Below are 13,605 nucleotides of genomic sequence, written 5' to 3'. Positions count from 1 at the left end.
CGGGGATTGAACACAGGACGTAAGTGATACGATGGCAAAGCTGAAGGTAGACGGCAAGGAAATCGAGGTCCCGGATCATTTCACGCTGCTGCAGGCGTGCGAGGAAGCCGGTGCCGAAGTTCCGCGTTTTTGTTTCCATGAGCGTCTGTCGGTGGCGGGCAACTGCCGCATGTGCCTCATCGAAGTGAAGGGTGGCCCGCCGAAGCCGGCGGCCTCCTGCGCCATGGGCGTGCGCGATATTCGCGGCGGCCCGAATGGCGAGCTTCCGGAAGTCTTCACCAACACGCCGATGGTCAAGAAGGCCCGCGAAGGCGTGATGGAATTCCTGCTGATCAACCACCCGCTGGATTGCCCGATCTGCGACCAGGGCGGCGAATGCGACCTGCAGGACCAGGCCATGGCCTTTGGCATCGACTCGTCGCGTTACACCGAAAACAAGCGTGCGGTCGAAGACAAGTATATCGGCCCGCTGGTCAAGACCGTGATGAACCGCTGCATTCACTGCACGCGCTGCGTCCGCTTCACCACAGAAGTCGGCGGTATTTCCGAACTCGGACTGATCGGCCGCGGCGAAGATGCTGAAATCACCACCTATCTCGAACAGGCGATGACCTCCGAGCTGCAGGGTAACGTCGTTGACCTTTGCCCGGTCGGCGCGCTCACCTCCAAGCCCTTCGCCTTCACTGCCCGTCCGTGGGAACTGAACAAGACTGAATCGATCGACGTCATGGACGCCGTCGGCTCGGCCATCCGCGTCGATACCCGCGGCCGCGAAGTCATGCGCATCATGCCGCGCGTCAATGACGACGTGAACGAAGAGTGGATCTCCGACAAGACCCGCTTCATCTGGGATGGTCTGAAGACCCAGCGCCTCGACCGTCCTTACGTCCGCAAGAACGGCCGCTTGCAGCCTGCCACTTGGGCCGAAGCCTTTGGCGCCATCAAGTCTGCTGTTTCCGCCACGTCGGCCGGCAAGATCGGCGCGATCGCCGGTGACCTCGCCTCCGTCGAAGAAATGTATGCTCTGAAAGAGCTGATCCGTTCGCTCGGTTCGGACAATCTCGACTGTCGCCAGGACGGGACGGCGCTTGATCCGTCGCTTGGCCGTTCGAGCTACATCTTCAACCCGACCATTGCCGGCATCGAGCAGGCTGGCGCGCTTCTTCTGATCGGCGCGAACCCGCGCTTCGAGGCAGCCGTCCTCAACGCCCGTATCCGCAAGCGCTTCCGTCGCGGCAACTTCCCGATCGGCGTGATCGGCGATGCCGGCGAACTGCGTTATGCCTATGACTATCTCGGCGCCGGTCCGGAAACCCTCGCCGATCTCGCATCCGGCAAGAACTCCTTCCTCGACAAGCTGACCGCTGCGAAGAACCCGATGATCATCGTAGGGCAGGGGGCTCTCTCCCGTCCGGACGGTGCAGCCATTCTGGCCGCCGCTGCCCAGCTCGCCGGTTCTGTCGGTGCGCTCACCGAAGAGTGGAACGGCTTTGGCGTCCTGCACACCGCAGCCTCGCGCGTCGGCGGCCTCGATCTCGGTTTCGTACCAGGCGAGAAGGGCGAAAACGCAGCCCGCATGCTCGCCAACATGGACGTTCTCTTCCTGCTCGGTGCAGACGAACTCGACTTCACCACCAAGGGTGCGAAGTTCACCGTCTATATCGGCAGCCATGGCGATAACGGCGCCCACCATGCCGACGTCATCCTGCCCGGCGCGACCTACACGGAAAAGTCCGGCACCTGGGTCAATACCGAAGGCCGCGTCCAGATGGGTAACCGCGCCGGCTTCGCACCAGGCGATGCCCGCGAAGACTGGGCGATCCTGCGCGCGCTGTCCGACGTTCTCGGCAAGAAGCTGCCGTTCGATTCTCTCTCAGCACTGCGTGGAAAACTCTATGAGGCCTATCCGCATTTTGCTGCGATCGACGAGATCGCTGCCGGCTCGGTGAACGAGGTCGCGACGCTCGGCCAGAAGGCTGGGGATATGACGCGCACCGCGTTTGCGACCCCGATCAAGGACTTCTATTTGACCAACCCGATTGCCCGTGCATCGGCCGTCATGGCTGAGTGCTCGGCTTTGGCCCGCAACAAATTCCAGGCTGCGGCGGAGTAATATGAACATGGATTCGTTTTTTTGGACCTATGTCTGGCCTGCGATCATCATGGTCGCGCAGTCGCTGCTGGTTCTGGTCTTGCTGCTTGTTTCGATCGCCTACATCCTGCTGGCCGACCGTAAGGTCTGGGCGGCAGTACAGTTGCGCAAGGGCCCGAACGTCGTCGGCCCCTTCGGCCTGTTCCAGTCCTTCGCCGACCTGATCAAGTTCGTGCTGAAGGAACCGGTCATTCCGGCCGGCGCCAACAAGGGCGTCTTCCTTCTGGCCCCGCTCGTCGCAACGACGCTGGCGCTCGCCACCTGGGCGGTCATTCCGTTCAACCAGGGCTGGGTGATCGCCAATATCAATGTCGGCATCCTCTATATTTTCGCGATCTCGTCGCTCGAAGTCTATGGCATCATCATGGGCGGCTGGGCTTCGAACTCGAAATACCCGTTCCTCGGCGCGCTCCGCTCCGCAGCACAGATGATTTCTTACGAAGTCTCGATCGGCTTCGTCATCGTCTCCGTCCTGCTCTGCGTCGGCTCGCTGAACCTGACGGACATCGTCAACGCCCAGCATGACGGCCTCGGCACGATGATGGGCCTGCCTGCCTCGTTCCTCGACTGGCACTGGCTGGCGCTTTTCCCGATGTTCATCATCTTCTTCATTTCGGCGCTGGCCGAGACCAACCGTCCGCCCTTCGACCTTCCGGAAGCGGAATCGGAACTGGTTGCCGGCTTCATGGTCGAATACGGCTCTTCCCCGTACATGATGTTCATGCTCGGCGAATATGCTGCCATCGTCCTGATGTGCTCGCTGACCACGATCCTCTTCCTCGGTGGCTGGCTGCCGCCGGTCGATATCTGGATCCTCAACTGGGTTCCGGGCATCGTCTGGTTCGTGCTGAAATCCGCATTCGTCTTCTTCATGTTCGCCATGGTGAAGGCATTCGTGCCGCGCTACCGCTATGACCAGCTCATGCGCCTCGGCTGGAAGATTTTTCTGCCGATCTCGCTCGCCATGGTCGTCATTGTTGCATTCGTGCTGAAGCTGATGGGATGGGCGTGATCATGACCATCCGTTTCCTCGGCATCATTGGAGAATAAGATGGCTATTGCTCAGGCTATCAATTCGCTCTTCCTGAAGGAATTCGTCGGCGCCTTCTTCCTGTCGATGAAATACTTCTTCAAGCAGAAGGCGACGATCAACTATCCCTTCGAAAAGGGCCCGGTTTCGCCGCGCTTCCGTGGCGAGCATGCGCTACGCCGTTATCCGAACGGGGAGGAGCGCTGCATTGCCTGCAAGCTGTGCGAAGCCATCTGTCCCGCTCAGGCGATCACCATCGAAGCCGGCCCGCGCCGCAATGACGGTACCCGCCGCACGGTGCGTTACGATATCGACATGGTGAAGTGCATTTATTGCGGCTTCTGCCAGGAGGCTTGCCCGGTCGATGCGATCGTCGAAGGCCCGAATTTCGAATTCTCGACCGAGACGCGTGAGGAACTTTATTTCGACAAGGCGCGTCTGCTCGACAACGGCGATCGCTGGGAACGTGAGATCGCCCGCAATATCGCGATGGATTCGCCCTATCGCTAAGAGGGGCAGCATGCCGGTGCTGACAGGGCGCCGGAAGACAATATGACCGGTCCCGGTGTGTTCACGCCGGGTTTCTGACGGACTGGGGCAGGCGCCTCGGTCCGGGTGAGGGACAAGAAGGCACCACTATGGGTCTGCAGGCTATCTTTTTCTATATTTTCGCGTTCATCGCGGTGGCATCGGCGTTCATGGTCGTTTCGGCCAAGAATCCCGTTCACTCGGTGCTCTTCCTGATCCTGGTCTTCTTCAATTCGGCGGGCCTCTTCCTCCTGACGGGGGCCGAGTTCCTGGCGATGATCCTGCTGGTCGTCTATATCGGCGCCGTCGCGGTTCTGTTCCTCTTCGTCGTCATGATGCTGGATATCGACTTTGCCGAACTGCGCTCGGGCATCCTGCAATATGCGCCGGTCGGCATTCTGGTCGGCCTGATCGTTGCGGCAGAACTGATTGTCGTGATCGGCGGCAGCGTATTGTCGCCGCAGGCCGCCAAGGCGATCACCATGCCGATCCCCAATCCGGCCGAGCGGACCAACACCGCCGCCTTGGGCGACGTGCTCTACACCAACTATGTTTATTTCTTCCAGATCGCCGGCATGGTTCTGCTGGTGGCAATGATCGGCGCGATCGTGCTGACCCTGCGTCACCGCCAGAACATCCACCGCCAGAACGTGTCCAGACAGGTCGCCCGCACGCCGGAAACCGCCGTTGAGGTGGTCAAGGTCAAGCCGGGCCAGGGCCTCTGAGGCGGGAGCAAGGATTAGAAAAATGGAAATCGGACTTTCCCATTACCTCACGGTCAGCGCCATTCTCTTCACGATCGGCGTCTTCGGCATCTTCCTGAACCGCAAGAACGTCATCATCATCCTGATGTCGGTCGAGCTCATCCTGCTCTCGGTCAACCTCAACATGGTGGCCTTCTCCTCCTTCCTGAACGACATCGTCGGCCAGGTCTTCGCATTGTTCATTCTGACCGTGGCGGCTGCTGAAGCGGCGATCGGTCTTGCAATTCTCGTCGTCTTCTACCGCAACCGCGGTTCGATCGCGGTCGAAGACGTCAATATGATGAAGGGCTGATCGGGTCATGATCTATAAGGCAATTGTCTTCCTTCCCCTGATCGGCTTCCTGATCGCCGGCCTGCTCGGCCGCCAGATCGGCGCCAAGGCTTCGGAATACGTCACCAGCGGCTTGATGATCATCGCCGCCGTCCTGTCCTGGATCGTCTTCTTCGACGTCGCGCTGTCGCATGGCGAGGCTGGCGAGGTGATCCGCGTATCGGTGCTGCGCTGGATCCAGTCCGGCACCATCGATGTCGAATGGGCATTCCGGATCGATACGCTGACGGCCGTCATGCTGGTCGTCGTCAACTCGGTCTCGACGCTGGTCCATATCTACTCGATCGGCTATATGCATCACGATCCGGATCGGCCGCGCTTCTTCGCCTATCTGTCGCTCTTCACCTTCGCCATGTTGATGCTGGTGACCTCCGACAACCTGGCCCAGATGTTCTTCGGCTGGGAAGGCGTCGGTCTCGCCTCCTATCTGCTGATCGGTTTCTGGTACACCAAGCCCTCGGCTTCGGCTGCCGCGATGAAGGCCTTCATCGTCAACCGCGTCGGCGACTTCGGCTTCCTGCTCGGCATTGCCGGCGTCCTGGTTCTGTTCGGCTCGGTCAATTTCGAAACGATCTTCGCCACCGCCACCAGCTATCTTCCGGCGGAAGGCTCGCCTGAGGCGGGTAAGGTCATCGCGACCTTCTTCGGCATGTCGCTCACCAAGTCCGGTGCGATCACCGTCGTCTGCCTGCTGCTCTTCATGGGCGCCATGGGTAAGTCGGCGCAGTTCCTGCTGCACACCTGGCTGCCGGACGCGATGGAAGGCCCGACCCCGGTCTCGGCCCTCATTCACGCCGCAACCATGGTCACCGCCGGCGTCTTCCTCGTCGCCCGCATGTCGCCGATCTTCGAACTGTCGCCGGATGCGCTGACCTTCGTCACCATCATCGGCGCGATCACCGCCTTCTTCGCAGCGACGGTCGGTTTGGTGCAGAACGACATCAAGCGCGTCATCGCCTATTCGACCTGCTCGCAGCTCGGTTACATGTTCGTGGCGCTCGGCGTCGGCGCCTATGGCGCGGCCATCTTCCACCTCTTCACGCACGCTTTCTTCAAGGCACTCCTGTTCCTTTGCGCCGGCTCGGTCATCCATGCCGTGGACGGCGAGCAGGACATGCGTCACATGGGTGGCCTGCGTCCGCACATCAAGATCACCTTCGCGATGATGATGATCGGCACGCTCGCCATTACCGGTGTCGGCATCCCGTTCACGCCGATCGGCTTTGCCGGCTTCTTCTCGAAGGACGTGATCATCGAGGCGACCTATGCCTCGCATTCGCCGGTCTCTGGTTTCGCCTTCACGATGCTCGTCATCGCGGCCGCCTTCACCAGCTTCTATTCCTGGCGCCTGATCTTCCTGACCTTCTTCGGCAAGCCGCGTGCGAGCCACGAAGTCATGCACCATGTGCATGAGAGCCCGAATGTCATGCTCGTGCCCCTCTACATCCTCGCCATCGGCGCGGTCGTTGCGGGCTTCGTCTTCGAAGGCATGTTCTACGGCGAGGAATATTCGGAATTCTGGAAGGGCGCGCTGTTCACCTCGGAACACAACGAGCTCCTGCACGAGTTCCACCATGTTCCGGCGCTGGTGGCCCTCAGCCCCTTCATCGCCATGGTGCTCGGTTTCGTCACGGCCTGGTATTTCTACATCAAGTCGCCGGAAACACCGAAGCGTCTCGCCGCCTCGCAGCAGGGCCTCTACCAGTTCCTGCTCAACAAGTGGTATTTCGACGAGCTTTACGACTTCCTGTTCGTCCGCTCGTCCAAGGCGCTCGGCCGCTTCATGTGGCAGCGCATCGACATTGGAACCATCGATTATTACGGGCCGAACGGCATTGCCGCCCGGGTCATCGACATTGCTGACCGGGTGGTGCGCATCCAGACCGGTTACCTTTATCACTACGCGTTCGCGATGCTGCTCGGTGTCGCTGGTCTTGTTACCTGGATGATGTTTGGGAGTGCACTCTGATGACCGATTGGCCGATCCTTTCAACGGTCATTTTCCTGCCCATGGTGGGCGTGCTGCTCCTCCTCCTGACCAATGACCAGGGGGAAGACGGGCGCCGCAACATCATGATCATCTCGCTCGTGACGACGCTGGTGACGTTCTTCGTCTCGCTCTTCGTCTGGATCGGGTTTGACGGCAACAATCCCGACTTCCAGATGGTCGAGCGCTACGGCTGGATTGGCGACAGCATGTCCTACCATGTCGGCGTTGACGGGATCTCGGTCCTGTTCGTCGTCCTGGCGGCATTCCTGATGCCTTTCGGCGTGCTGACCAGCTGGAAAGCCATCACGTATCGCGTCCGCGATTACATGATCGCCTTCCTCGTTCTGGAAACGCTGATCGTCGGCGTGTTCACGTCGCTCGATATCGTGCTCTTCTACGTCTTCTTCGAAGCAAGCCTGATCCCGATGTTCCTGATGATCGGTGTCTGGGGCGGACCGCGGCGCATCTATGCCTCGTTCAAGTTCTTCCTCTATACGCTGGCCGGCTCGGTGCTGATGCTGATTGCCATCATCGCCTGCTATGTCGAAGTCGGCACGACCTCCATTCCGGCCCTTCTGGCACACCAGTTCTCGCCGGGAATGCAGATGTGGCTCTGGCTCGCCTTCTTCGTCTCGTTCGCGGTGAAGGTTCCGATGTGGCCCTTCCACACCTGGCTTCCCGACGCCCACGTCGAAGCACCGACGGCTGGCTCGATGGACCTTGCGGCTCTGCTCCTGAAGTTCGGTGGTTACGGCTTCCTGCGCTTCTCGCTGCCGATGTTCCCGCTGGCATCCGACTACTTTACGCCGCTCATCCTCACCCTGTCGGTCATCGCCATCGTCTACGCCTCGATCGTGGCGCTGATGCAGACCGACATCAAGAAGATGATCGCCTATTCCTCGGTCGCCCACATGGGCTACGTGACGATGGGTATCTACGCGGTCAACCAGCAGGGTATCCACGGCGCGATCTTCCAGATGCTGTCGCACGGCGTCATCTCGGGCGCGCTCTTCCTCTGCGTCGGTATCGTCTACGAACGCACCCACACGCGTGAGATCTCCAACTATGGCGGTGTCGTCAACACGATGCCGAAATATGCCCTCGCGCTGATGATCTTCACCATGGCCAATGTCGGTCTGCCCGGCACGTCCGGCTTCGTCGGCGAATTCCTGACCACGGTCGGTATCTTCCGCGTCAATACCTGGGTTGCCCTGGTTGCCGCCACCGGCGTCATCCTCTCTGCCGCCTATATGCTCTGGCTGTATCGCCGGGTTGTGTTCGGCAAGGCCGTGAAGCCGGCCATGCTGGCGCTCGAAGATCTGGACCTGCGCGAAAAGTTCATCGTCTGGCCGATGATTTTCGTGACCATCTTCTTCGGCATTTACCCCGCGCCGGTTTTCGATGCTTCCGCAGCCTCGGTTGACCAGCTTATCACCAAGTATCGTGCAGCCGTCTCCTCGACGGTCGATCCCGCGACGCCTTCGAACTGACGACAGGACTTTTTCGATATGACCGCTGAAATCTTGTCTCAAAGTCTGTCTTTCGTACTGCCGGAGATCATCCTGGCCCTGGGAGCGCTTGCTCTCCTGATGGTCGGCGTCTTCTCGGGCGAGAAGTCTTCCTCGCTGGTCACCGGCCTTGCGATCGCCTTGATCGCGGTCGCCGGCCTCGTTCTGATCTTCGGGACCGGAGAGGGTGAAGCCTTTGGCGGCGCCTTCAAGCTCGACAGTTTCGCACGCTTCATGAAGGTCGTGGCGCTGATCGGTTCGCTGACGGCGATCGTCATGTCCATCACCAGCGCCCGGGGTTACGAACTCAACAAGTTCGAGTTTCCGGTGCTGATGGTTCTGGCGACGCTCGGCATGATGCTGCTGATCTCGGCCAACGACCTGATCGCCTTCTATCTCGGCCTCGAACTGATGTCGCTGGCGCTCTATGTCGTCGCGGCCTTCAACCGCGACAGCATCCGCTCGACGGAAGCGGGTCTGAAATATTTCGTTCTCGGCGCGCTGTCTTCCGGCATGATGCTTTACGGCATGTCGCTGGTCTACGGCTTCACCGGCAATACAGGTTTCGACGAGATCGCCTCGGTTCTCTCGTCGCAGCCGCGCGGCCTCGGCCTTGTCTTCGGCATGGTTTTTGTTCTGGCCGGCGCCTGCTTCAAGATCTCGGCCGTTCCGTTCCACATGTGGACGCCGGACGTTTACGAAGGTGCACCGACCCCGGTCACCGCCTTCTTCGCCTCCGGTCCGAAGATTGCCGCCATGGCAATCCTCGTACGCGTCGTTTCCGATGCCTTTCAGCCGATCGTCCACGACTGGCAGCAGATCATCGTCTTCGTGTCGATCGCTTCCATGCTGCTCGGTTCGTTCGCGGCAATCGGTCAGAAGAACATCAAGCGCCTGATGGCCTATTCCTCGATCGGTAACATGGGTTATGCGCTGGTTGGTCTTGCTGCCGGTACCCAGGCAGGCGTATCGAGCGTCGTCCTCTACATGACGATCTACATGGCCATGACGCTCGGCACCTTCGCCTGCATCATGGCGATGCGCCTTCCCGATGGCACGATGGTCGAGGAGATCGACGATCTCGCCGGCCTTTCCACGACCAAGCCGTTCATGTCGCTGATCCTGTCGGCGATGATGTTCTCGATGGCCGGCATCCCGCCGCTCGCCGGCTTCTTCGCGAAGTATTTTGTTTTCGCCGCTGCGATGGAAGCCAAGCTCTATGCGCTTTCGGTCATCGGCGTTCTCGCCTCGGTCGTCGGTGCCTATTATTACCTGCGTATCGTCAAGCTGATGTGGTTCGATCCGGCCAAGCGCGAATTCGCCACGGTGTCCGGTGAGCTGCGTCTCGTCGTCGGCCTCTCCGGTCTCTTCATCCTCGGTTATGTGCTGATCGGCGGCTCGCTCGGCGCTGCTGCGGATGCCGCTGCCAAATCCTTCTTCTGAGGATGGCCGCTGCAAAGAGGCGTCTGACGCTGGATGAATTCCGGCATGAGGCGCTGGCCGAAACCGGATCGACGAATACCGAATGTCTCGCCCGCGCTCGCGCGGGCGATTCCGGTTTGTTATGGGTAACAGCCGGCCGCCAGACGGCCGGACGTGGCAGGCGCGGTCGCGCCTGGACCTCCGAACCGGGCAATCTTTATGCCTCGCTGCTTCTGATCGACCCGGCGCCGCCGGAAAAACTGGGTGCTCTGCCGCTTGGCGTCGCCGTTGCCGTGCATGCCGCAATTCGCTCGGTTCTGCCGCCGGGATCCGCGCCGCTCGAGGTCAAGTGGCCGAACGATATCCTGATCGGCCGGGCAAAGACCTGCGGCATTCTTCTCGAAGGCGAGGGGTTGCCGGATGGTCGCCGGGCGCTGGTGATCGGCATCGGCATCAACATCCGCCATATGCCCGATAGCGCCCCTTATGGTGTCACAAGGCTGGCGGATCACGGCGCCGCAGTGTCGCCGGAAGAACTTTTCGCGCATCTTTTCAGAGAGATGGCGGAGGTTCTGGAATCCTTTGATGAGGGCCGTGGCACAACCGAGATCGTCCGGCGCTGGCGGAATGTCGCATGCGGAATCGGTGAGAAAATCACCGTGAACCTTCCTGACCGCTCGCTTGTTGGAACATTCGCAGGTATCGATGAAGGCGGATTTCTGCAACTCGACAGCGGGGACGGCGTTTTGAAGCCGATCGCAGCCGGTGATGTATTCTTTGCAAGGACGGAATAAGAAGAAATATGGCTAAACAGGAAGAACTGGTGTTTCTGCCGCTTGGCGGCGTGGGCGAGATCGGCATGAACCTCGCTCTCTACGGCTATGGTACGCCGGAGAAGCGCCAGTGGATCATGGTCGATTGCGGCGTCACCTTCGCCGGCCCGGAACTGCCGGGCGTCGATCTCGTCCTGCCCGATATCAGCTATCTCGCCACCCAGAAGAACAACATCAAGGCGATGATCATCACCCACGCGCACGAAGACCATTATGGCGCGATGAATGATCTCTGGCCGGGCCTCAACGTTCCGGTCTATGCCTCGCCGTTTACGGCCGGCATGCTGGAAGCCAAACGCAATTACGAAGGCACGCGGGCGGAAATTCCGATCACCATCTTCAAGGCTGGCGACCGGGTGAATATCGGTCCGTTCGAAGTCGAGGCGGTCGGCGTCAACCACTCCATTCCCGAGCCGATGTCGCTCGTCATCCGCACGCCGCTCGGCAATGTCGTCCATACCGGCGACTGGAAGATCGACCAGGCACCGTCGCTCGGGCCGCTCACCGATGAAAGCCGCTTCAAGGCGATCGGCAACGAAGGCGTGCTGGCGCTGATGTGCGACAGCACGAACGCCATGCGCGAAGGTGTCTCGCCGTCGGAAGAGGAAGTCTCCGAAGGCCTGCGCAAGGTCATCGAGGAGGCTGAGGGCAGGGTGGCGATCACCACCTTCTCGTCGAATGTCGGCCGTATCCGCTCGATCGCCCAGGCGGCCGACGCTGCCGGCCGCGAAGTCCTGCTGCTCGGCTCCTCGCTGAAGCGCGTTGTGGCCGTCGCTCGCGATATCGGCATCATGGAAGGCATCAAGCCGTTCATCGCCGAAGACGAATTCGGTTATATACCGCGCGACAAGGTCGTCGTCATCCTGACCGGCAGCCAGGGCGAGCCCCGCGCAGCACTCGCAAAGATTTCGCGCGACGAGATGCGCAACGTTGCCTTCACCGCTGGCGATACGGTCGTGTTTTCCTCACGCACCATTCCCGGCAACGAAAAGGCAATCCTCGATATCAAGAACGCCCTGATCGAACAGGGCGTCAAGATTGTCGGTGATGGCGATGCGCTGGTGCATGTTTCCGGCCACCCGCGCCGCAACGAACTTCTGAAAATGTACGAATGGACCCGGCCGGAAATTCTCGTGCCCGTCCATGGCGAGGCCGCGCACCTGACGGCCCAGGCCGCCCTCGGTGCCTCTGCCGGCATCAAGTCCATCCCGCGTGTCCGCAACGGCAATATCCTGCGTCTCGCTCCCGGCCCGGCCGAAGTCATCGACGATGCGCCGCATGGCCGCGTCTTCAAGGACGGCAAGCTGATCGGCGATTTCGAGGAAATGGGCATCGGCGACCGCCGCAAACTGTCCTTTGCCGGCCATGTCTCGGTCAACGTCGTGCTCGACAGCCGCTACGATTTCCTCAACGACCCTGACGTCGTCGCTTTCGGCCTGCCGGAATTCGACGAGGAGGGCGAGGATATGGAGGATACGCTCTATGACGCCATCCTCGGCGCCGTCGAAAGCATTCCGCGCGCCCGCCGCAAGGATCTCGACGTTTTGCGAGAGTCTGTCCGCCGCGCGGTGCGCTCGGCCGCCAACCAGGCTTGGGGCAAGAAGCCGGTTGTTACGGTGTTTGTGACGAAGGTCTGAGTTTTTTTGGGGGCGGGTGTTTGGGGTGGTAGCCCCTCACCCTAACCCTCTCCCCGCAGGCGGGGAGAGGGGACTTGCCCCAAGAACGGCCGAGGGGAAGCGAGCGAGACCGGCATACCCTTCGCCCCGCAAGGGGGGAGAAGGTGGCGGCAGCCGGATGAGGGGCCTGGGGGCCACCGACTAAAAATACGCGCACGGAGGAGGAGCCATGCTCGGTAGGGTCAATCACATCGCCATCGCCGTGCCGAACCTTTCGGCAGCGGTCGCGACCTATCGCGACACGCTGGGCGCCGCCGTCTCCCAGCCACAAATCTTGCCCGATCACGGCGTGACGGTCGTTTTCGTGGAGCTGCCGAACACCAAGGTCGAACTGCTGGAGCCTTACGGCGAGGCCTCGCCGATCGCAGCCTTTCTCGAAAAGAACCCGTCCGGCGGCATGCACCACATCTGCTACGAAGTCGCCGACATTCTTGCTGCGCGTGACCGTCTTACCTCGGCTGGAGCGCGCGTGCTGGGTGACGGCAATCCGAAGACTGGTGCCCACGGTTACCCCGTGCTTTTCCTGCACCCCAAGGATTTCAACGGCGTCCTGCTTGAGCTGGAGCAGGTGCCTTGATCCCGGAAGCGATTCAATTTCATGCGCTTGGCCGGTTTTCCGGAATCATTCTGGCAGACACTTCCAGCCCCGTCTCAACGGGCATCTGCCACCCCTTGCTCACAATTGCCGCAGAACTGGGAAAAGTCGCATGTCGCTGCTGACCGTCGCCGCCGTCTTCTTCATCATCTGGTGGACGGTTCTGTTCATCGTCTTGCCGCTCGGTTACCGCAGCCAGGAGGAGGATGGAGAAGTGATGCTGGGCACGGTCGAAAGTGCGCCAAAAGCATTTCGCGGCGGCCGCGTGCTTCTGATGACGACCGTGATCTCGATCGCCATCCATCTTGGTTATTACGGCGTAACGACCTATTTCGGCTTCGGCATTGCCGATATTCCGAACATTCTGCCGGATTTCGGCAACTGAATTTTGACTGAAAAGATCGTGAAGCGCTGCGGCCGGATAAAACAGTCATGATCCTGTCATGAGTGCCGGAGTAGAAGAGCCCCGCAACGGTGGCCACCATAAAGGCAAAAAAAAACAAGGCGGTTAAGCCTTGTTTTTCAGTTTCGCGTGATCCTTAACCGTTGCCGGGGCAGCGACTGAGCGCGCCTAAGATCTGATCCTCCCAAGACTTGACCGCGAATTGGCAAGAATTTGAACTCCTTGCCTCTTTTGTGAGCTGAACGTAGCCCACCAGATGGGCTTTGTCACTCAGTTTTTTTGCAATTTCGTCACAGTTTGATAAAAAAATCCTGTTGACGAAAATGTCGCAGGCTTGCCTCGAGATCCCAGCATTTCCAGCCGGTTGCGCGCG

The 13,605-nt window shown here is 60.3% G+C and carries 12 protein-coding genes; all 12 read left to right on the top strand.

Annotated features, from left to right (window positions below):
- Window positions 1-31: 31 nt before the first annotated feature.
- The 12 genes from nuoG (at window position 32) to FHW37_RS07010 (ending at window position 13,214) form a co-directional block, all read left to right on the top strand.
- Window positions 32-2,113: an NADH-quinone oxidoreductase subunit NuoG gene (gene nuoG, locus FHW37_RS07065; RefSeq protein WP_145634372.1), complete on the top strand. Its 2,082-nt coding sequence runs from the start codon at window positions 32-34 to the stop codon at window positions 2,111-2,113.
- A gap of 7 nt (window positions 2,114-2,120) precedes the next feature.
- On the top strand, window positions 2,121-3,164 hold the full coding sequence (gene nuoH / locus FHW37_RS07060) for an NADH-quinone oxidoreductase subunit NuoH (RefSeq protein WP_145634371.1): 1,044 nt from the start codon (window positions 2,121-2,123) through the stop codon (window positions 3,162-3,164).
- 39 nt (window positions 3,165-3,203) lie between these two features.
- Window positions 3,204-3,692: an NADH-quinone oxidoreductase subunit NuoI gene (gene nuoI, locus FHW37_RS07055; RefSeq protein WP_145634368.1), complete on the top strand. Its 489-nt coding sequence runs from the start codon at window positions 3,204-3,206 to the stop codon at window positions 3,690-3,692.
- Between the two features lie 128 nt (window positions 3,693-3,820).
- The gene (locus FHW37_RS07050) at window positions 3,821-4,435 is read left to right on the top strand and encodes an NADH-quinone oxidoreductase subunit J (RefSeq protein WP_145634366.1); all 615 of its coding nucleotides are present in this window, start codon (window positions 3,821-3,823) and stop codon (window positions 4,433-4,435) included.
- 22 nt (window positions 4,436-4,457) lie between these two features.
- Window positions 4,458-4,766: an NADH-quinone oxidoreductase subunit NuoK gene (nuoK, locus tag FHW37_RS07045; protein ID WP_093003032.1), complete on the top strand. Its 309-nt coding sequence runs from the start codon at window positions 4,458-4,460 to the stop codon at window positions 4,764-4,766.
- A 7-nt stretch (window positions 4,767-4,773) separates the two neighbouring features.
- Window positions 4,774-6,774, top strand: coding sequence for an NADH-quinone oxidoreductase subunit L (gene nuoL / locus FHW37_RS07040; RefSeq protein ID WP_145634364.1), 2,001 nt, complete (start codon window positions 4,774-4,776; stop codon window positions 6,772-6,774).
- Window positions 6,774-8,285, top strand: a complete 1,512-nt coding sequence (locus FHW37_RS07035; protein WP_145634362.1) for an NADH-quinone oxidoreductase subunit M — start codon at window positions 6,774-6,776, stop codon at window positions 8,283-8,285. Before nuoL ends, FHW37_RS07035 begins: the two co-directional genes overlap by 1 nt.
- Before the next feature lie 18 nt (window positions 8,286-8,303).
- Complete coding sequence (gene nuoN, locus FHW37_RS07030) at window positions 8,304-9,746, top strand: NADH-quinone oxidoreductase subunit NuoN (protein WP_145634360.1); 1,443 nt, start codon at window positions 8,304-8,306, stop codon at window positions 9,744-9,746.
- A gap of 2 nt (window positions 9,747-9,748) precedes the next feature.
- Window positions 9,749-10,519, top strand: a complete 771-nt coding sequence (locus FHW37_RS07025; protein WP_145634358.1) for a biotin--[acetyl-CoA-carboxylase] ligase — start codon at window positions 9,749-9,751, stop codon at window positions 10,517-10,519.
- A gap of 8 nt (window positions 10,520-10,527) precedes the next feature.
- Entirely contained in the window at window positions 10,528-12,195 is a 1,668-nt protein-coding gene (locus FHW37_RS07020) for a ribonuclease J (RefSeq protein WP_145634355.1), read from the top strand.
- A gap of 208 nt (window positions 12,196-12,403) precedes the next feature.
- Complete coding sequence (gene mce / locus FHW37_RS07015) at window positions 12,404-12,811, top strand: methylmalonyl-CoA epimerase (protein ID WP_145634353.1); 408 nt, start codon at window positions 12,404-12,406, stop codon at window positions 12,809-12,811.
- Window positions 12,812-12,941: 130 nt separating this feature from the next.
- Window positions 12,942-13,214, top strand: coding sequence for a DUF1467 family protein (locus FHW37_RS07010; RefSeq protein WP_145634351.1), 273 nt, complete (start codon window positions 12,942-12,944; stop codon window positions 13,212-13,214).
- Window positions 13,215-13,605 lie beyond the last annotated feature (391 nt).

Source organism: Neorhizobium alkalisoli, from assembly GCF_007829835.1.
GTDB lineage: Bacteria > Pseudomonadota > Alphaproteobacteria > Rhizobiales > Rhizobiaceae > Neorhizobium.
Note: the sequence above shows the minus strand (reverse complement) of the source record. Positions and strands in the feature narration are given on the sequence as shown.